Origin of the sequence: Neglectibacter timonensis (genome assembly GCF_900048895.1) — a bacterium.
GTDB classification, from domain to species: domain Bacteria; phylum Bacillota; class Clostridia; order Oscillospirales; family Acutalibacteraceae; genus Acutalibacter; species Acutalibacter timonensis.
Genome location: NZ_LT160640.1, coordinates 1,375,449 through 1,393,640 on the forward strand (window position 1 = coordinate 1,375,449; position 18,192 = coordinate 1,393,640).

General features: G+C 54.2%; 14 protein-coding genes. 7 read left to right on the forward strand and 7 right to left on the reverse strand.

The genetic code is table 11. The features are described 5' to 3' along the window. Positions 1-66: 66 nt before the first annotated feature. A complete protein-coding gene (locus tag BN3911_RS15425; protein ID WP_066867173.1) occupies positions 67-753 on the reverse strand; it encodes a TetR/AcrR family transcriptional regulator in 687 nt (228 codons plus the stop codon). Positions 754-894: 141 nt separating this feature from the next. Here BN3911_RS15425 and asnB point away from each other — a divergent pair, with 141 nt between their 5' ends. After that, positions 895-2,706, forward strand: coding sequence for an asparagine synthase (glutamine-hydrolyzing) (gene asnB / locus BN3911_RS15430; RefSeq protein ID WP_066867175.1), 1,812 nt, complete (start codon positions 895-897; stop codon positions 2,704-2,706). Here the strand turns inward: asnB and BN3911_RS15435 are convergent. From BN3911_RS15435 to BN3911_RS15445, 3 genes are read right to left on the reverse strand one after another with little or no spacing between them, the layout of a single operon-like run. Beyond that, a complete protein-coding gene (locus tag BN3911_RS15435; protein WP_066867177.1) occupies positions 2,703-3,827 on the reverse strand; it encodes a Ger(x)C family spore germination protein in 1,125 nt (374 codons plus the stop codon). The genes asnB and BN3911_RS15435 overlap by 4 nt on opposite strands. Then, a complete protein-coding gene (locus tag BN3911_RS15440) occupies positions 3,820-4,914 on the reverse strand; it encodes a GerAB/ArcD/ProY family transporter (RefSeq protein WP_066867179.1) in 1,095 nt (364 codons plus the stop codon). Before BN3911_RS15440 ends, BN3911_RS15435 begins: the two co-directional genes overlap by 8 nt. Positions 4,915-4,940: 26 nt before the next feature. After that, a complete protein-coding gene (locus BN3911_RS15445) occupies positions 4,941-6,413 on the reverse strand; it encodes a spore germination protein (protein WP_187127770.1) in 1,473 nt (490 codons plus the stop codon). 159 nt (positions 6,414-6,572) lie between these two features. On the opposite strand from BN3911_RS15445, the gene BN3911_RS15450 reads away from it, so the two are divergent. After that, positions 6,573-7,256, forward strand: coding sequence for a DUF421 domain-containing protein (locus BN3911_RS15450; protein WP_066867181.1), 684 nt, complete (start codon positions 6,573-6,575; stop codon positions 7,254-7,256). A 93-nt stretch (positions 7,257-7,349) separates the two neighbouring features. Here BN3911_RS15450 and BN3911_RS15455 read toward each other — a convergent pair whose 3' ends face one another. The 3 genes from BN3911_RS15455 to BN3911_RS15470 all read right to left on the reverse strand — a co-directional run bounded on the left by BN3911_RS15455 (position 7,350) and on the right by BN3911_RS15470 (position 11,651). Beyond that, a complete protein-coding gene (locus BN3911_RS15455; RefSeq protein WP_066867183.1) occupies positions 7,350-9,941 on the reverse strand; it encodes a bifunctional diguanylate cyclase/phosphodiesterase in 2,592 nt (863 codons plus the stop codon). A 384-nt stretch (positions 9,942-10,325) separates the two neighbouring features. Beyond that, positions 10,326-10,787 (reverse strand): transcriptional regulator NrdR, encoded by a 462-nt coding sequence (nrdR, locus tag BN3911_RS15465; protein WP_066867187.1) that lies wholly within the window; start codon positions 10,785-10,787, stop codon positions 10,326-10,328. A gap of 78 nt (positions 10,788-10,865) precedes the next feature. Continuing rightward, entirely contained in the window at positions 10,866-11,651 is a 786-nt protein-coding gene (locus BN3911_RS15470; protein ID WP_187127771.1) for a sugar phosphate isomerase/epimerase family protein, read from the reverse strand. 151 nt (positions 11,652-11,802) lie between these two features. Here BN3911_RS15470 and abc-f point away from each other — a divergent pair, with 151 nt between their 5' ends. From abc-f to BN3911_RS15495, 5 genes are all read left to right on the forward strand, one after another. Beyond that, the gene (gene abc-f, locus BN3911_RS15475; RefSeq protein WP_066867189.1) at positions 11,803-13,734 is read left to right on the forward strand and encodes a ribosomal protection-like ABC-F family protein; all 1,932 of its coding nucleotides are present in this window, start codon (positions 11,803-11,805) and stop codon (positions 13,732-13,734) included. Positions 13,735-13,797: 63 nt separating this feature from the next. Continuing rightward, positions 13,798-14,133 (forward strand): hypothetical protein, encoded by a 336-nt coding sequence (locus BN3911_RS15480; RefSeq protein WP_066867191.1) that lies wholly within the window; start codon positions 13,798-13,800, stop codon positions 14,131-14,133. 428 nt (positions 14,134-14,561) lie between these two features. Then, the gene (locus BN3911_RS15485) at positions 14,562-15,443 is read left to right on the forward strand and encodes a MutS-related protein (RefSeq protein WP_187127772.1); all 882 of its coding nucleotides are present in this window, start codon (positions 14,562-14,564) and stop codon (positions 15,441-15,443) included. Next, positions 15,440-16,735: a tRNA (N(6)-L-threonylcarbamoyladenosine(37)-C(2))-methylthiotransferase MtaB gene (gene mtaB / locus BN3911_RS15490; protein WP_066867195.1), complete on the forward strand. Its 1,296-nt coding sequence runs from the start codon at positions 15,440-15,442 to the stop codon at positions 16,733-16,735. Before BN3911_RS15485 ends, mtaB begins: the two co-directional genes overlap by 4 nt. Positions 16,736-16,885: 150 nt before the next feature. Continuing rightward, a complete protein-coding gene (locus tag BN3911_RS15495) occupies positions 16,886-18,181 on the forward strand; it encodes an MFS transporter (RefSeq protein WP_066867197.1) in 1,296 nt (431 codons plus the stop codon). The last annotated feature ends 11 nt before the right edge of the window (positions 18,182-18,192 follow it).

Genomic DNA, 18,192 nt, shown 5'->3' on the forward strand with positions numbered 1-18,192 from the left:
TTTCAATACATACCGACCGACGGTATGTATTATTCCAAAAAAATAAGGCCGTACCACCTTATTTTTTCAGCCGCTGCCCTGTCTGGGCTGCGGCGCTTCCCTTTCCAGCCTGTCATGCGCCCAGAGCAGAGTGCGGTCATAATACCGAAGCAACAGGCTGACCATGGTTTCCTCGATCAAGGGGATGCCGAGGGCTTCCAGGGCAGTCTGGCAGACTCTTACCTGCCGCTCAAACTTATCCCTGGTATCTCCAAATAGACCGATCCACACGTTGGCCATCATCAAAATCAGCTCCGCCGTCTCCAGAGGATATTCCACCTGAAGGGAGCCGTCCCTGTTCCCCTGCTCAATCACCTTCGCCACCTCGGGCCCGCTCTCCACGATATTCAAGCGCATATGCTCCATGAAAACACGGGGGTCGGAAATCTGGGTGAAGTACAGCTGGTCCATCGCCAGCTTTTCCTCGTCGGCCATCTCCGTGCGGAACATGGCCCGCAGTTTTTCCAGGCCGCTGGTGGTCTCATCCTTCAGAATGGCGTCGAACCTGTCGTCTCTGGCGTAGAATTCCAGCACGGCCCGCTCGAACAGCTCTTCCTTGGATTTAAAATGGTGGTAGATCGCACCCTTGGACATACCCAGTGCATTGACGATATCCTGCATGGAGGTCTTCTCGTAGCCATTCTCCAAAAACAGGCTGATCGCCGTATTCAATATTTTTTTTACCGTCTCTTCCGGATACTTATTTCGCGCCATGACTCATCCCCTCTGATACATACCGTCGGTATGTAAGTTATCTTACCTCAAATTTTCCCCGCTGTCAAGCCTTTCGTATAACAAAGGATTTTTCGCGCATATACTGAAACTATCTGAAAATGGGAAGGGGTTTGATTTGAGATGAGCGGCATTGCAGGATTCTCCGTGTACACAGAGAGCCTGACGGAAGAAAAATACCTGTGGATGGCCCTGGCGCGCAGGATGGCGCGCAGGATTTCCCACCGGGGGCCGGACGACCGGGGCGCTCACGTTTCCGAGCACTGCGCGCTGGCCCACGTACGGCTTGCCCTGCAGGATCCGGAAAACGGGCTGCAGCCCATGACAGTGCATCAGGGCGGCTGCGCTTTTACCATCGCCTATGACGGAGAACTCTGGAACGCCGCGGAGCTCCGCCGGGAATTGGAGGCGCAGTGCTTCCATTTTCATACGAGCAGCGACACCGAAGTTGTACTCAAAGCCTATCTTTGTTATGGAGAGGCCTGCGCCCCCAGGCTTTGCGGCAGCTACGCCTTTGTGGTGGACGATTCCCTGCGCCGCCTCACCTTTCTCTGCCGGGACCGTTTCGGCGGAAGGCCGCTGTTTTACAGCCTTCAGAACGACAGGCTGGCCTTTGCCTCGGAACTCAAGGGACTTTTCGAATATCCCGGTCTGGCCCCGGAGGTGGGAAGAGAAGGGCTCTGTGAAGTGTTGGGGCTGGACTCCGTCCGCACTCCGGGCTGCGCTGTCTTTGAGCACATTCAGGAGGTGAAGCCCGGGCATACGGTCCTGTTCGATGCGGACGGCCTGCGGGACAGGGAATATTTTCACCTGGAGGCCCGTCCCCACCTGGAAGAGTACGAAGAGACAGCCCGCACTCTGCAGGACCTGCTCACCGAAGCGGTGGCATGCAGGCTGGACGACGGAGGGCCGCTGTGCGCTTTTCTGGAAGAAAGCCCCGGTTCCGAGCTGGCCGCGGCCATCGCCGCAAAAGAGCTGGGCAGGCGCGGCAGGCAGCTGTGCGCCTATTCCTTCGAACTGGAGGGGTTCGGAGCCCCCCTGCCTCCTGCGCCCGCCTGGGAAAACTCGGAGGAAAGCCGCATGGAGGAGCTGAGCCGCGCCCTGTCTGCAGACCACACCACTCTGGTGTGCGCCGCCGACACTTTGGGGGACTGCCTTTTCGAAGAGGTAATTGCCCGGGATCTTCCAGGAATCCCAGGCAGGGAAAGCCTTCTCTTCCCCTTTGGGCGGCTCATTCAAAAAAGGCACCGGGCCGCGCTGTGTTCAGCCGGCGCCGAAGAACTTTTCTGCAGTTCTTCCTGGTTTCAGTCCGGCTTTGATCCGTCCCGTTTCCCCTGGCCCGGCATGTCGTCCCTGTGGGCGTCCCTGCTGAAGCCGGAGCTGCTCCAGCTTCTCCGCATGGAAGAGTACGCCGCCGTACGTCTGCAGGAAGCCCTGGATTCCTGCCCCGTCCTGCGGGGTGAGCCGGCCCATTCCAGACAGATGCGGGAACTCAGCTATCTCACCCTTACCCGGTACCTGCCCTCCCTGTTGGAAAGGGAGGACCGATGCAGCATGGCAAACGGCTTGGAACTGCGTTCCCCCTATACGGACCACCGGTTGATTCAATATGTGTTCAACCTTCCATGGGAGTGGAAATGCGGTCCGCAGAAAAACCTTTTCACAGAACTTAGGAAAGCCTTCCTGCCCAAGGACGCCCCGAAACCGGAAGGGGGCCCGCAATCCGGCCCGTCCGGCCCGGAGTACGGTCCCCTTCTCAAACAGCGGCTCACCTACATTCTGCAGGACAGCCTGCAGCCCATTCAAAAGCTGCTCTCTCCGGAAGCCGTCAAGCAATTTCTGGCCGGGCCGCTGCCGTCAGATCCGCTGACAGCGTCTGCGCTCATTCAGGTAAACTACTGGCTGCTTCATTACGGCATTTATCTGAAGCTTTAGGCGTTTCTTTTTCCGCCCAGCACATCAAAGGTTTCCTCCTCAATCCGCTGAACCTTTGTCTCCACCTGAACCACATAGCTGCATTCCGCCATCTGCTTTTCCCAATCCAGGCCCTTCCAAAAAGAGGGGTATTTTTGGTACAATAAATTGCCAAAGCCAAAAATGTCGCAGGAATTTTTCAGCACAGCCGTCCGGATAGCGTCCTCGGCCTGCCTCTGAAGCTCTTCTCCGACGCAGGCTTCCAGCTTTCCGTAAGCGCCGCTTTCAAAGCGTGTTCTGCCGCCGGATATTGCGCTGATATCGGCCTCGGCCTGGATTTTTACCAGAAATCTGGGCCGGCCGTCTTCTCCCAGTGTCACCTGGGTTTTCCCCTCCCTTGTGGAGATGGAAAGCGTGACTGTGCCGAACGCCTCATCCGAAATAACGGACTCTCCTTTTTCCACCTGATTCCGGATCATCAGCAATCCCCGGGTTTCCTCCAGGGTCAGATAATCCTGCAGGCGGTATCCGTCAAAAATCGCTGTGGCAACCACTTTCACGCCGTCCTCCCCTGCCTTCAGCACCGGCAGGTAAGGGGAGGAGCCTTCCCTCCTGACGCCGTTTACAAATTCCAGAATATCCATTCCCACGGTCTTTCCGTTATAACGGCTGCTGTTTGCCAGCTGCTGAAGCTCCGACATCCTGAGAAGTTTGCCGTCCTTTTCCGCTCCCAGCACCTCTTCCGCCGTGTTTTCAGCCAGAAACATTTTCACCGCGGGGCGGGTATTATAGTAGCGCACAAAGAAATCCAGCGAGCTGTCAAGCCCTTCTTTCGCGCATTCCCTGCCGAACACCACCAGATAATTGTGGGAATAAAAAGGTTCTCTCCCCGTAAGCAGCGAAAGGTTATTCAGTGCCTCCAGCACCGTTTCCCCCTCGCTTTTAAAGAATTCCTCCCCCTCCTCCTCCGACGAGGTAGAGGAACGGACGGTAACCACATAGCCATTTTTTCCACAGTCGATACCGATGCCATGAATCAACAGCCTTTCATAAAGCTCCATAAAGCTGGTACAGGCGCTCAGGGAGAGGAAAAGCCCTGTACAGAGCGCCAGACACACCGCGCTTTTACACCATTTATTCACTGTCTTTCCCCTCCTTTCTCCGGTTCTTCAGCCAATCTGCCAGCAGCACCAAAGCGGGCAGGAGGAATCCGGTAAACAGGGTGGTCAGAAAAAGAATCGAAGTGTTGAGCGCAACTTTCTGCATGGAAAAGCTGCGCACTGCAAAAAACGCCGTCCCCAGCATCAGCAGCGCAGCTCCAAAGGAAGCCCATCTCGGCTCCTTTTTCCGGGTCAAGGAGGAAAAGCAGACGCGGCAGGCATACACATCGCAGGCCAGCTTTGTAACGACGCCCATCATCCAAACCCCGATAAATACCGCGTCCAGACGCTGCAGGGAACGCACCTCCGTGATGGAGGCCAACACATAGACTGGAAAATTTTGAGTGGCGGCATACCGTCCCAGACAGCCTGCCAGCAGCAGGAGCAGCGCCGACACAAAAGCCGCCGTACCCACGCTCCACAGGGAGAATCCCAGCGCCTTCTTCCCCCGCACCATGGGAAGCAGTACGGCCATATCCGCGAAGATGGAGGTGCGGGCCACAAACAGCATGACGCTGCGGGCCGTCTGCTCCAGGCCGCCGGCAAACAGGGGTTCCAGGTTTTCCGTACGGAACCGGAACAGGACGATTCCAAATACCAGCGCCACCCCCAGAAGCAACACGGCAAATACGCAGGTGGCGCACCGGGAAATAGTCTCGATTCCCCGAAACGCGCCATACAGCGCCACACCTACAATCGCTAACAGCACCAGTATGGAGGAAAAGTCCGGATTCACCGTATCCAGCAGGAAAATCTCAAACAGAGCAAGGGATGCTCCGTTTGTCAGCACAAAATAAAGAATATAGCAGACAGGCACAAGCTTCCCCGCTTTGCCCAGCGCCAGTTTTGCCACATCCCCTACGTTGAGATAGGGGTACTTCCGGTTTAAAATCCAGATGGGGAGGGCGATGAAAAAACCCAGTACCATGGACAGAAGGTAGGCCGCAATGCTGTCCACCATGTTTTCCCCGCCCAGATACTGCGCATTGAGCGCAATGGTGACTACAACACGGGAGACGAACATCATAAGAAAGAACTGCGCCGAGCTGATATTTGTTTTTCTCTCCATCGTTTTGACCGTTCTCCTTTCCCCGACTATTCTCCGATCTCCCGGCTGCCCGGCATATCCTGCACCTTGGCGTCCTTACGGGACAGCTTTTTCCAGTTCTCCCTTGCCAACACGTCACGCAGAACCAGCCCTCCGCGGAAAGGCGCTATGGGAGAGAGCAGCGGCACGCCGAATTCGCTTTCTCCGCACAGGTTCATCACCACGAACACAAGGCCGATCATCACGCCCCAGACACCCAAAAAATTTCCCACGACGATGAAGGCCAGCCGGAGAAGCGCCAGCGGTTCATACAGCCGCGGAATGGCATAACCGGCAATAGCCGTCAGGGCAATAACCAGCAGTGAGGGCGCGCTGACAAGCCCGGCGGAAACTGCCGTATCTCCAATGACCAGACCGCCCACAATACTCACCGTGGTGCTCAGGCCCCTGGGCGCCCGAAGACCGGCTTCCCGCATCACCTCGTACATGAAATAGAGCAGCAGGGATTCCAGCATCACGGGAAACGGCGTCTGCGCCTGGGTCTCCGCAATTTTCAGCAGCAGCGTTTCCGGCAGCAGTTCGGGATGGTGTGTGGTGATGGCCACATAAAGCCCCGGCAGAAAGGCGCTGAGAAAAAAAGCCAAATATTTGAGCCAGCGGATAAAAGTGCCGTAAAACGGCCGGGTCAGGTAATCATCCAGGGTCTGAAAATTTTCTACAAACAGAAACGGGACCAACAGCACGCTGGGAGTTCCCTCCACCAAAATGGCGATGCGGCCCTCCTCTATTTTTCCACATACTACATCGGGCCGTTCCGTAAGTCCTACAGAGCTGAAAATCCCGGTTTTTTTCTCCAAGTAGGCGCTGAGATATCCAGCCCCCAGGGTAGTTTTCAGGTCGCAGTTCTGAATTGCCTTTCGCACCCTGCGGAGGATCGCTTCGGAAGCCACGCCCTCCAAATAGCACAGTGCCAGCGGAGTCCGGCTCTGAGAGCCCGCCTCCGCCTTTTCAAATTTTAGCGAAGTTGATTTCATTCTGCGGCGGATCATGGCCATATTATTCTGGTAGCTCTCTGTGAACCCGTCCTTTGCTCCCCGCTGCATCACCTCGTTTTGGGGTTCCTCCGGGCCGCGGGTGGCAAAGCCCTGCACGCCGAAAATCAGGGCGTCCGGACAACCATCCAGAAACAGCAGGGCAAAGCCGCTCATCAGGGCCACCAGCAAATTGTCTATGTCCGCCTCATGCTTCTGTTCCATCGATCCCAGCACATGCTCTTCGATAAATTTCATCTTTTCCGGCCCATCGTTTCCCGGCATCTCCGCCGCGTGGCTCAGAAGAGGGTTGAGAATGCTCAGGGTGATCACCTGTTTGCTCACCAGGCCGTCCAGCGCAATAAGCGCCGCTTTCGTACCGGAAAGCTCCAGCTCCCTAAGCATAAAATCCATCGCGTTTTTAAATTTTTCCTGGAAGAACGCCTTGTTTTCCTCCAGGCTTGAGGACACCTGCTCCAGTTCCTGCATGACGCTGTCATCCTTCCTTTTTCCGCCGCACGTTTCTCTATAGAGTTCCCCTGTCACGTTTCTTTTATGCCGCCGCCTCATAAAAATCAATGGCCGGGCGATACTAACGTAAAGCTGTTGTTGTGAAACAGCGATCCCGGAAGGAAGAGAGGAAAACCCATGCTCATCAGCCTAATCCGCACCATTCTCCTATACATTGTCATTCTCATCGGCGTCCGCATCATGGGGAAGCGGCAAATCAGCCAGCTGCAAACCTCGGAATTGGTGGTAACCCTGCTCATTTCCGAACTGGCCGTCATGCCTATCCAGGAGCACGACGAACCCATTCTGAATGGGCTGCTGCCCATTATAGTGCTTATTCTCTGTGAGATTATCGTCTCCCTCGTCATGCTCAAAAGCGGAAAATTCCGCCGGGCTGTCTGCGGAAAACCCATTGTAGTGATTGAAAACGGCAGAATCCTGCAGGATCAGATGCGGAAGCTGCGCATGAGCACGGAGGACCTTTTTGAGCAGCTGCGCCAAAACGATGTGTTTTATCTGCAGGAAATTGCCTACGCCATCATTGAAACCAACGGCATGATGAGCGTGATCAAAAACCCGGAATATGACTTCCTGACCCCAAAAGAGATGGGAGTCAAGGTCAAATTCGACGGACTCGAGGTGGTTGTGGTCAGCGACGGAGAAATTTCCGACAACTCTGTCAAGCTCTGCAAAAAGGACCGTGCCTGGGTGTTGGGCTGCATTGCCAAAGCCGGACTTTCCCTGCAGGAGGTTTTTCTGATGACCGCCCGCATGGACGGCACCCATAAAATCATCCGGAAGGAACAAAAAAAGGCCGGCTGACGGGAACTCACCCACATGAAAAGGAAGGGAGCGCCCCCAGGAATTCTGGGGGACGCTCCCTTCCTTTTTGCTGTTTGTCCGGTCCGGCCGCTATCACCCGCTTTGCCGCAGCAGGGCGTCAAAATTTTCCTGCGGCATAGGCTTGCCAAACAGGAACCCCTGAATGCTGTCCAGCGCCATGGGACGCACCGTCTCGTATTCCTCCCAGGTTTCCACCCCTTCCAGACAGACCGTGATCCCTACGTCATGGCAAAGCTCCACAATAAAGCGGATAAAGGTACTGTCGAAGGAGCTGTTCCGGATGTCCCGTACAAAGGCCCTGTCTATCTTGACAATATCCGCGGGAGACTGTTTCAGAATTCCCAGAGAAGAATATCCCGTTCCAAAATCGTCCATGGCGATTTTAATCCCCAGCTTCCGGATGGAACGGAAACTTTCTGAAAGGGCATCCAGATTATAAGCGATACAGCTTTCCGTGAATTCCAGCACCATATGCTCCGGAGACGCCCCCGTCTTCTGGAGGGTCCCCGTCAGGAAATCCAGGAAATCCTCCCGTTCCAGCTGAAGATAGGACACATTTACGCTGATGGGCGAGCCCTTCCTGTAAGCCTCCCATTGGGCGCAGGCCGCCGCAGCCTGCGTAAAAACCCAACGCCCCACAGGGTGGATCAACCCACTTTCCTCCAGCAGCGGGATAAATTCTGAAGGAGGCACAGAACCGTACTTTTCCGAATTCCAGCGCAGCAGCGCCTCCGCGCCGCAGAAACCGCCGGTTTCCGCAATCACCTGAGGCTGGTAAAAGACCGAAAACCCCTGCATGCCATTTTCCACACAGTAACGCAGCTCTTCCGTCATTCCCAGAGCATGCTTTTTGGACTGCAGAATTTCTTCCGAAAAAAACAGCAGGCGGTTTTTCCCTGCAGCCTTGGCATATTCCAGGGAATAATGGGCGTGCTTCACCAAATCCAGGTAAGAGGCGCCGTCCCTTGGACAGAAGGTACAGCCTGCCGACAGCGTACAGAAAAATTTTTTTCCATCGCTTTCCTGCTGCCTTTCAAAAGACTCCTTCAGGGCGGCATAGAATTCCAGCACCGCGTTCTTTCCGCCGCCGCGGAACAGGACGGCGAATTCATCGCCGTCCATCCGGTATGCGGAGGCATAGGGGGGAAGCAGAGACTGAATTCTTCTGGAAAGCAGCCGCAGAACCCGGTCTCCGAACAACCGGTCATAAAGGTCGTTGATATTCTTGAAATCATCCAGATCCAACAGCAAAAAGGCAAAGCCTTTTCCGGAATTGCTTTCCAGCAAGGTATCCACCTGGTGTTCCAGAACTACCTTATTGGGCAGTCCTGTCAGATGATCCACCCTGTTTTTTCTGCCCAGGTTTTCCATGATTCCGGCAAAGAGCACAGGCTCTCCCTTCTCATCCCGTTCCAAATGCCCGCGGCAGCGCAGCCAGATCCATTCGCCCCTGCGGTTTCTGGCGCGGAACTCCACGCTGTGGGAATCCGTGCGTCCATCCGATATCTCCTGATTCGATTCCAGGAAAGCCTTGCGGTCATGCTCATGTATCCGTTCGCTCCACACTGCTGCGGCGTTCTGCAGCACCTCACCCGGCAGGTCAAACTCCTCCACCATGCTTTTCGGGTACCGGAACATGCCTGTTTTCATATTGCAGAGATAGATATAATCCTCTGTGCTTTTTACCAATGCGTCATAGAGGAGGCTCTGGTCATACTCGAAGTCGGCTGCAGCCACTTTTTCCGCGGGCTTCATCTGCGCCGCCCGTTTTTCTGCCCACTGGATATGCCTTTTGCGCTTTTGCACATACATTCTGGCATCAGCCTCGTCAAAGGCCGCCTGAAATCCTATGTTTTCATCCGAGCCAAGCTCGAATACCCCATAGGAAAACCCGGGAAGCAGCTCTGCCGCTTCGCCGCTCCGGGCAGTCCCCTGCTCCGCCAGCCGCTGAGCCTCCTGCATCCGTTTTGAAGCCTCCCGCTCCCCGCAGCCGTACATCAAAATGATGAATTCATCTCCGCTCATCCGGAAGAACACATCTTCTGGAGAAAGCCCTTTCTGCATTGCCCCGGCACAGATTTGGAGGTAGTTGTCCCCCTCGCTGTGGCCAAAAGAATCATTCACCCGCTTCAGGTCGTTGAGGTCATACATGCACAGGGTAAAAGGCACAGCCTCACTATGGGCCTTTTTCTTCATGGCCTCAAAGGCAATCCGGCCCGCCCGGCGGTTCAGGACGCCTGTAAGCTCATCCACTTCAGCCTCCGCCACCAGCTTCTTTCTTTCCGTGATATCAATAGATTGCTGTACATGGGCCAGCCGCCCGTCTGTCCAATGAATCAGGCTGTCATAATTTTCATAAACCCGTCCTGTTTTGGTATTGGTCTCTTCCCAGAAGTAGGGATCGGCCCCTTCCCGCAGTATCTGCCGCGGGCAGAATTCACACCGCCGTTCCATACCCTTCTGCAGGACCTGCCAGCACACCTTGCCCTCTGGCTGCTCCAGGGAGAAAGCCTCTTTCATAGCCCGGTTCATAAAGAGAATCTCATCCGTCTCCACATCCGTCACATAGACATATGCGCCTATGCTGTCCATGATTTCTCCCAAAACCCAGTTTTCCAGGAGTTCCTCCCGTTTCTGCCCCGGAATTTTCCGTTCTCCTTCCATCGGTATCCTCCTCCAAAAGACAGCTGCAGTCCAGCTCTAGTTTCCGGACATCTCTGTCTTTATCTCTTCGCACCCCGGTCATAACCGCGCTTTAAAAAACCTGCCACGCATGGCTTCTTCCTGGATTCCCGCTTCCCGAGCCGGGGACAGCCCTCCGCATTTCTGAAGAGGCGGCCGCGGACTTCGCGCCTCTCCCCCTACTGCTTCAGCGCTGTACGCCCAGCACTTCCGGTTCCGTTTGATTATATCCCTCCCGGAGAAAAACTTCAATCCTTCCGTCTCCCTAAAAGCCGAACTTTCTTCGGGAAGGAGAGGGCCAGGCAGCCGGCGGGAAAAAACAGCAAAAAGGACAGCGGTGAACTTTGTCCGCTGTCCTTTTGAAGTTCAGTCTTTCTTACTGTTGATAATCTTGCTCAACTCTTCCATAAAGCTGTTGATATCTTTAAATTGACGATAGACTGAAGCAAACCGCACATAGGCCACCTCGTCTACAGTCTTTAATTTTTCCATGGCATAAGTACCAATGCGCTGAGAGGAAACCTCCCTGTCCAGCGAATTCTGAAGCAGCGTTTCAATTTCATCCACAATGCGCTCCAGCGTGTCAATGGATACCGGACGCTTTTCGCAGGCACGGAGCAGGCCGCTCAAAAGCTTATTCCGGTCGAAAGTCTCCCGGGATTTGTCCTTTTTAATCACCACAATAGGCACGTTTTCTATGATCTCATAGGTCGTAAAACGTTTTGAGCACTTCAGGCATTCTCTCCTGCGCCGGATTCTCTCACCCTCATCCGTGGGGCGGGAATCAATCACACGGCTCTCGCTGTAGCCGCAGAATGGACATTTCAATGCTGACACCTCCAACTAATCTGCCTGTCATTATACACCAGATTCTGTCAGAAAAGCAAGGAAAAAGCTTTGCGAAACCTACCGATTAAAGACGTTTTTTGTATATCTCAGAACTTTTTCCAGCTCTGCCGGCTCAGAGAAGTTATCCCGGTACACTTCAGTGACGACAGCCCCCTTATACTGCAGCTCCAGAAGCAGGGAGCGAAAGGCTTCAAAATCGAAATCTCCTTCTCCCGGAAGCAGGCAGGGCCTTTCTGCCGTATGGTCGCTCAAATGTATATGACAGAGCCTGTTCCCCATCGCCCTGGCTGTATCCTCTATGGAAAACCCAGACATCACACATTGCTTCACGTCCAGCACAAACGCGCAGCGGCTGCCCAGGGCCTCCCGCATCCCCTGTAAAAAGGATGGAACGCTTCCCCTGTGCTGCCGCACATTTTCCTGGGCCGGCGAAACGCCAAGGCCCTCTCCCAAAAGCGACAGCTCTCCAAACCGCTCCCAATACTCCGCGTCGGAAAGCTTGCCATGTCCCTGGGGCTGTCCGTGAATTACCACATAGCCTGCCCCCAAAACCGCGGCAGCCTCCAGATATCGGCGGTACAGGGCAAACCCCTCCGCAGTTCTTCTGGGGTAGTTGCCAAAAAGCAGCAGCGATTCACTGGAGGAGGTATAGGGGTGCACCGATACGAACTCAGCTCCGTACTCCTTCGCTTTCTCCCTCAGCCCTTTCAGAAAGGCAGGGGCCAATTCCTGCTCCGCGTTCAAAAACACCTCAAAAAGACGGAAGCCAAGCTGAAGCAGCAGTTCCAGGGATTTTTCCGTCTCTAACGGATAGAGGCACGCAGTGCTGATTCCCGTTTTCAAAACGCTCCCCCCTTTTTCCTGTCTGAACCTGATTATACACCAGCGCCCATGCCTTTGCAAATTCTCCGCAGGACTTGCGCAGGCCAGCGTTATCCGGTATAATAAAGAGACTTATGCAACGATACCTCAATTAGGCGGAGACGAACCCAATATGGCAATTTTGACCGTTAACGACATCACCTTAAGCTTTGGAGAAGAAACGATTCTGGAGCATATCACCTTTGAAATGCAAAAAGGTGAGCATATCGGCCTCGTGGGTGTCAACGGCAGTGGGAAAACCACCCTGTTTAAGATTCTCAACGGCGAATACATTCCGGACAACGGCAGCGTCGTTTTCTCCAAAGATACCGCTCTCGGCTATATGGAGCAGCATGTATGCCGGGATTTTGAACGGACGGCCTTCGAGGAAGTGATGACCGTCTTTGCTCCTCTGCTCGCCATGGAGCGGGAGCTGGAAGAGCTGACCGACCGGCTGTCCCAAACTCTTCCGGAGGAGGAACTGCATGCCCTGATTCTCCGGCAGACCGAGCTCAACGACCGCTTTGTGGACAGAGGCGGACTCACCTGCCGCTCCCGGGCCCGCAGCGCCTTGATGGGGCTGGGCTTTTCGGACGAGCAGATCGGAAACAAGGTGGGGGTTTTGAGCGGCGGCCAAAAGGCCAAGCTGCAGCTCGCCAAAATGCTGTTGGGCGGGGCAAATCTGCTGCTGCTGGACGAGCCCACCAACCATTTGGACATCAGCTCTGTGGAATGGCTGGAGGATTTCCTCAAAACTTACGGCGGCTCTTACATTGTCATCTCCCACGACCGGTACTTTCTTGACAAAATCACCTCCCGCACCTTCGAGATGGAAGGAAAGGGGCTTGCCGCTTACAAGGGAAATTACAGCAATTACCTGAAGCTGAAGGCAGAACAACGTTTGGCCATGGAGCGGGTGTACGAAAGCACCCGGCGGGAAATTTCCCGCATTGAGGGAATCATCGAACAGCAGAAACGGTGGAACCAGGAACGGAACTATGTCACCATCGCCAGCAAGCAAAAGGCTATCGACAGGCTGGAGGCCACCCTGGAAAAGCCGGAGGCTGAACCGGAGAGCATCAAGTTCCAGTTTCATGCCAGCCGCCGCAGCGGCAACGACGTGCTTACTGCGGAGGACCTTTCCCTATCTTTCGACGGCGGAGAACCGTTGTTCCGGAACGTGAACCTGGAAATCAAACGGGGGGAGAAAATCTTTCTCATCGGACCCAACGGCTGCGGAAAGACCTCTCTGTTCAAAATTTTACTGGGCCAGTATCAGCCCGACGACGGCTTTGTACGGCTTGGGGCGGGCATTGACCTGGGATACTACGAGCAGTCCCAGCTGAGTCTGGATGATTCCAAAACCGTCATCGATGAAATTTGGGACCTCCATCCCCGAATGAGCCAGACGGAGGTGCGCAGCGCTCTGGCGGTTTTCCTGTTCCGGGGTGAGGACGTCTTTAAGCCCGTGGGAGGGTTGAGCGGCGGAGAGCGCGCACGCATCCTCCTGCTTAAGCTCATGCTTTCCAAGGCCAATTTTCTGCTGCTGGACGAGCCCACCAACCATTTGGACATCGGCTCCTGTGAAGCGTTGGAGGACGCCCTGGCAGGCTATGACGGCACCCTGTTCGTGGTATCCCACGACCGGTATCTGATCAACAAGCTGGCTGACAAGGTCTATGTGCTGGAAAAAGATGGAGCCCGGCTCTACCCCGGTAATTACGACTATTATCTGGAAAGACGGGAAACCGAACTGGCGCAGGAGGAAGCGGTCGTTTCCCCCAAGGTAAACCTCTATAAACTGCGCAAGGAGCGGGATGCCGAGCTACGTAGACGCCGCGGCGCCCTTTCCCGCGTTGAGGCAGAAATTGAGGAAAACGATGCCAGTATCAAGGCGCTGGAAGAACATCTGGAAGACCCGGAGGTGGCGGCCGATTATGAAGCCGTCACCGAAACTTCCGAGGCAATCGCCGCCCTTCATGAAAAGGCGGATAAATTGCTGCTGAATTGGACAGAGCTTTCCGAAGCGCTGGAGGAACTGGAACGGGAAAATTCTGTGGAATAACCTGCCCAAAGGCAGTGCCGATCCTTCTTCCCGCCGGCCGCATGCCGGAAAGGAGTTTATGCTATGCCTGTACTGGTCATCTGTACCGTTTTGCTTCTGGCCTTCGCCGGAGGAGTAGTTTATTCAGAAATTTCCGCCAATCGCCGCATCCGGGAAAAAGCGCTGAAAGGCTTTGGCAGAATCCCGGAAGGGGACTATGAGCTGGGTGATATTGTTTCCTACGCCAAGCTCTGCAGGAAAGAACGTCAGGACCTTTTCACAGTAGACGACTTCACTTGGGAAGACCTGAATGTGGATGCGGTATTTCGGCGGGTCAACAACTGTCAAAGCACTGTGGGAGAACAATTTCTCTATGAAAGGCTGCACCGTCTCACTCCCCGTGGGGAAACGATGAATTGAGCGCTCTGTGTTCCCATTTTTCCCAAAACCCTGAGGAACAGGAAAAAATCATGGTTCTTCTGGCCAGGTTGGGAAAAAAAGCATCCGGAGGGCTGCCTCATTTTCTGGAAGAGTCCAGAATATATTCTATGCCTCTTGCACCGCTCTATTCCCTTCTTGCCTTTCTGCCATTTGCCGCTTTGCCAGTCTGTTTCTTCTTTCCCGGAGCAGGCTTCTGCATAATGTTTCTCTCAATATGCCTCAATTTCTACTTGTATTACCGGGTAAAACGTGAAATCCAGGGGGATTTGGACCGCCTGCGGACGCTTTCTTCCCTTTTATGGTTCAGCGAAAAACTAGTTTCCGTTCTGACCTATTCTCCTTTGCGGGAACGGGTTCTTTCCTGTTTGCCTGCTTATCGCTTTCTGCGGGGAAGGCTCTCCGGTAGAATGCAAAAGGGATATTCCGATTTGGAACTGCTTCAGGAATACCTTCATATTCTCACCCTGCGGGATCTGAGGATTTATCGCAGGGCAATGCAGACGATCTCTGCCCATCGTGCCGAACTGCGCCTCCTCTTCGAAAGCGCCGGCCTGCTGGATGCCGCTCTCAGCACCTTGTCCTTCCGAAAAAGCCTGCCATATTGGGCTTCACCCAGCTTCCAGGAAAAAAACACGGTCATCTTTTCCAAACTGTACCACCCTCTGCTGCGCACACCGGCGCCCAACAGCGGATCTTTCAGCTCAGATGTTTTGCTGACTGGTTCCAATGCTTCTGGAAAATCCACCTTTCTCAAGGCATTGGGTGTTAATGCCATCTTGGCACAAAGCCTTTTCACCTGTACGGCGGAGCATTTTTCCTTCCGGCCCGGCCCTGTACTCTCTTCCATGGCTGTCCAGGACAACCTCACTGCGGGGGAAAGCTATTTCATGGCAGAGATCAAGTCGTTAAAGAGGGTTGCCGACGCCGCCCGGGCCGAATCCTGCTTTCTGCTGATCGACGAAATTTTGAAAGGCACCAATACCGTCGAAAGGCTCGCGGCCTCCCAAGCTGTGCTGGAGGAGCTGCATCGCCGGGACTGCTTCTGCATCGCAGCCACCCACGATGAGGAACTGCCGCAGAGGCTCAGCCCCCAGTATGAAAATTATCATTTCCAGGAGACGCTCTCCCCTGAAGGGATCACCTTTGATTACAAACTGTACCCCGGCCCCTCAAACTCCCGAAACGCCATCGCCCTGCTCTCGCTGACAGGTTTCAGCAGAAGCGTTGTAGCACGTGCGGAAGCGCTTGCCGGGAAAACTTTAACTGAGAAAGGACTCCCCCAGCGATGAAGGTAAAATTTGTCACCCTTGGCTGCAAGGTCAATCAATATGAATCGGAGGCCATGCTGGAACAGCTGCTCAGCGGCGGCTTTCAGAAAGCTGATGAGAAGGAGCCTGCGGATGTGGTGGTGGTGAACTCCTGCACCGTTACCGCTACCAGCGATCAAAAGGCCCGCCAGACCCTGCGGCGGGCGAAGAAGGAGAACCCCGACGCCGTTACAGTTCTCACCGGCTGCATGCCCCAGGCCTTTCCTCAAGAGGCGGAACAGCTTCTGGAGGCGGACATCGTTCTGGGAACCAGGAACCGCGCCTCCCTTCTGCCCCATATTCTGAATTATCTTTCCTCCAAACAACGGATTGTGGAGATCACGCCTCACGAAACCGGAGAAAAATTCGAGCCGATGACAGTGTCCGCCTTTCACGGACGCACCAGGGCATTCCTGAAGATAGAGGATGGCTGCAACCGTTTCTGCTCCTACTGCATTATCCCCTATGCCAGGGGCCGAGTCAGGTCAAAGCCGCTGGAGGAAATCCGTGCGGAGGTAAAAAAGCTTGCGGAGCATGGCTACCGGGAGGTAGTGCTCACCGGGATCAACCTCCCCGCTTACGGCCAGGATCTGGGTCTGCACCTCTGCGACGCTGTGGAGGCCGCCTGCGCTCAGGAGGGGATCGGCCGGGTACGCCTGGGTTCGCTGGAACCGGAACAGCTTTCCGACGAGGTGATTCTCCGGCTCAGCCGCCAGGAAAAACTCTGCCCTCAATTTCACCTATCCCTGCAGAGCGGCTGCGACGCCACGCTTCGGCGCATGAACAGGCACTACACCACAGAGGAATACAGGCATATTGTACAGGCTCTGCGCAGAACCTTTGATAACTGCGCCGTCACCACAGACATCATGGTGGGCTTTGCCGGGGAGACAGAGGAGGAATTCCAGGCTTCTTTGGCTTTTGCCAAAGAGATTGCCTTTGCAAAGGTGCATGTATTCGCCTATTCCCGCAGGCCCGGCACCAAAGCCTATCTTGCCCCGAACCAGTGTACCAACCGGGTCAAGGAGGCACGCAGCCGGGAAATGATTGCAGTCACAAAGACGACCCAGGCTGATTTTTTTCAGGCACAGTTAGGCCGGGTAGAAGAAGTGCTGTTCGAACAGGAACGGGAAAAAAATGTCTATGAGGGCTATACCCGCAACTATACCCCCGTTCTGGCAGTTTCCTCCAGGCCTTTACATGGGCTGCTTCTGCCGGTCCGGCTGACCGGTGTTCTGGAATCTGCCTGTACGGGAGAAATTGTGCAAAACTGAAAGAATTCCAGTTCTATATTTCTCAGACGGATTTGTCTGTAAATTTTCAGTAAAAAGGACAAATTTTATTCTTTTAACAAAATTCTATTGTAAATTTAACCGAAACATGAGATGATATCCTAAAGAAACTTTTTCTTGAGGTGTTGTTTTATGGAGAAAGCGAAGGAAAAAAAGTTTACAAAAGTCGAAAAGAGCTGGATCATGTACGACTGGGCCAATTCCGTCTATGCCACAAACATATTGGCCGTGCTTTTCCCCATCTATTTTGGGGCGGTCTGTGAACAAAGCGGTGCGGACAATCTGGTTCTTTGGTCTTACGGCACTTCGGCGGCCACTTTTCTGGTGGCAATTCTGGCGCCGGTGCTCGGCTCCCTGGCGGATCATAAAGGGCATAAGAAAAAACTTTTTGCCGCTTCGCTGTTTGTGGGAGTGGCCTTTACGCTCTCGAACGCCTTTGTAGAGGATTACCGTCTTCTTCTGCTGGGCTATGTGCTCTCCCATATCGGGTTTTCGGGCTCCTGCCTTTTTTACGATTCTTTCCTTACCGACGTCACCACACCGGAACGGATGGACCGTGTTTCCTCTTGGGGCTATGCCATGGGCTACATCGGCGGCAGCACCATTCCTTTCATTATCTCCATCGTCATCCTGTTTACCATGGGCATGACAAATATGCTGGCTTTCAAGCTCGTCATTATCCTCACCAGCATATGGTGGCTGGTTTTCAGCATTCCCACTCTTCTGCATGTAAAACAGGTTCATTATGTAGAGGCAAAAAGAGGCCGCCTGTTCCGATCGACTTTCTCCAATCTCTGGAAAACAGCAAAGGATATTGCTAAAAATAAACGTGTGCTGCTCTTTATCCTTGCCTATTTCTTTTATATTGACGGCGTAAATACCATTATCTCTATTTCCACCTCTTATGGTTCCAAACTGAATCTGGACAACGTGGGGATGATTCTGGCCCTTCTGCTGACCCAGATTGTGGCCGTCCCCTTTTCCATCCTTTTCGGAAAGCTGGCTGAACGGCTGGGGTCTGTCAGAGTTCTGCTGGGAGCGGTATGCATTTACTTTCTGGTCTGCCTAGTGGGCTTTTTTATGGGCTTCAACATTGAACAGAATCCAGGCAGCCAGCAGGCGCTGCAGTTTTCCCTGATTCTCTTCTGGTGCATGGCCTTTTTGGTGGGCACCGTGCAGGGCGGCATCCAGGCCATTTCCCGGTCCTATTTCGGAAAACTGATTCCCCCGGAGCGTTCCAACGAATACTTTGGTTTCTTCGACATTTTCGGCAAATTTGCCGCTGTGATCGGTCCCCTCCTGGTGGCCGCCTTTACGCAGATGACCGGCCGGGACTCCATCGGCGTCATCAGTCTGGCCCTGCTGTTTGCCGTGGGCGGCTGCATTCTGTTCTTCGGCAGAAAGCTGTTTACGGATCGTGCCGCCTGATCTCAGTTCCT